The organism is Alphaproteobacteria bacterium, from assembly GCA_035625915.1.
GTDB lineage: Bacteria > Pseudomonadota > Alphaproteobacteria > JACZXZ01 > JACZXZ01 > DATDHA01.
Window position 1 is genome coordinate 1 of sequence record DASPOR010000126.1, and the last position, 2,017, is coordinate 2,017.

General features: G+C 61.6%; 2 protein-coding genes. Both read left to right on the forward strand.

Going from position 1 to position 2,017, the window contains the following annotated elements; genetic code table 11:
* Positions 1 to 612 (forward strand): ABC transporter substrate-binding protein (locus VEJ16_10635; protein ID HYB10117.1); only part of this gene is annotated, 612 nt, incomplete at its 5' end.
* 43 nt (positions 613 to 655) lie between these two features.
* On the forward strand, positions 656 to 2,017 hold a 1,362-nt coding region (locus VEJ16_10640; GenBank protein HYB10118.1), incomplete at its 3' end, for a long-chain fatty acid--CoA ligase.

A 2,017-nucleotide genomic window follows, 5' to 3' on the forward strand; every position in this document is an offset into this window, starting at 1 on the left:
AAGGTCATCGTCGCCACCAAGTCCTACGAGGTGTCCGAGCCGACGGTCGACTCGCAGATCGTCGCCCTCAAGGCGAGCGGTGCGAACGTGCTTGTCGATGCAACCACACCCAAATTCGCCGCCCAGGCGATCCGCAAGACCTACGACATCGAATGGAAGGCGCTCCACATCCTCACCAATGTCTCCACGTCCGTGAGTTCGGTGATGCAACCGGCCGGCGTCGAAAAAGGCATCGGTGTGATCTCGTCCTACTACCTCAAGGACCCGACCGATCCGCAATGGCAGAACACGCCCGAATACAATGACTGGCTCGCATGGATGAAGAAATACAATCCGGACGTGGACATCGCGAACACGTTCGCCGTCTACGGTTACACGGTAGCGCAGAACATGGTCGAGGTGCTCAAGCAATGCGGCGACAACCTCACGCGCGAGAACGTGATGAAGGAAGCGGCCAATGTTAAGGGCCTCAAGCTGCCGATGTTGCTGCCGGGCATCGAGATCTCGACGAGCCCGACGGACTACGCGCCGATCAAGCAGATGCAGCTTCAGAAATTCGACGGCAAGACGTGGCAGCTTTTCGGGCCGATTATTTCGGGCGTTGGAAGCTGAGCGCTTCGGAGCGAGAACGGGGAAAAGAAGGATAGAGCAAGCGATGGCGGCGCTTTACGGCATGATGATGGATACCCCGCTGCTTCTCATCACCTTGCTCGAGTATGCAGCACGCTATCACGGCGACACGGAGATTGTGACGCGTACCGTGGAAGGGCCGATTCACCGTTACGACTATCGCCGTTGCTTCGCCCGCACGGCTCAGCTCGCACACGCACTCGGGCGGTTCGGGATTCGCGAGGGAGACCGGGTCGCGACCCTCGCCTGGAACACGCACCGCCACCTCGAGCTCTATTACGCGATCCCCGGAATCGGCGCGGTCTGCCATACGATCAACCCGCGACTGCACGACGATCAGATCGCATACATCGTGAATCACGCCGAAGATCGGATCATCTTCACCGACTTGACGTTCCTTCCAATCCTGGAGCGCCTTGCACCGGCCTTCAAGACCGTCGAAGCCGTGGTGGTCCTGACCGACGAGGCGCACATGCCGGCGACGTCGCTTTCCGGTCTGCGCTGTTACGAGGCATTCTTTGCTGGCTTGCCCGAGTGCTACGACTGGCCGCGGCTCGACGAACGGGCGGCTGCGTCGCTTTGTTATACTTCCGGTACGACCGGCCATCCCAAGGGCGTCCTCTACAGTCACCGCTCGAACATGATCTATGCGATGAACATCTGTCATCGCGATGCGGTCGGATATGGCTCCGCCGACGCCGTCCTGCCGGTGGTGCCCATGTTTCACGTGCACGCTTGGGGCATTCCCTTCGGTGCGCCGCTCGGCGGTTCGAAGCTCGTGATGCCGGGCGCCAAGCTCGATGGCGAGAGCCTCTACGCCCTCCTCGCCGACGAGGCCGTTACCGTGTCGGCCGGTGTTCCAACTGTTTGGGCGTCGCTCATCGACCATATGCGCCGCACGGGCAAGCGACTTCCGGCCCTGCGCTCGATCGGCATCGGCGGTGCTGCCGCTTCGCCGGCCATGATCGATGCATTCGAACGCGAATTCGGCATTCCCGTCATGCACGGTTGGGGGATGACCGAGACGAGCGCTTCCGCCACCAACAGCACATTGCCCGCGCGCGAACGGAACCTTGCCTACGATGAGCGCGCCGTCTACACGGCCAAACAGGGTCGAGGCCGCTGCTTCATCGATATCAAGGTGGTCGACGACGACGGTGCGGAGCTGCCCTGGGACGGCCAATCGGCGGGTGAACTCCACGTCCGCGGCCATTGGATTGCTCGCGGCTACTTCCGTGACGAGGCCGCGACTCACGCCGCCCTCGACAAGGATGGCTGGCTTCGCACCGGCGACGTCGCCACGATCGATCCGCGCGGTTATCTCCAGATCGTCGATCGTCTCAAGGATGTCATCAAATCCGGCGGGGAGTGGATCAGTTCGATCGAT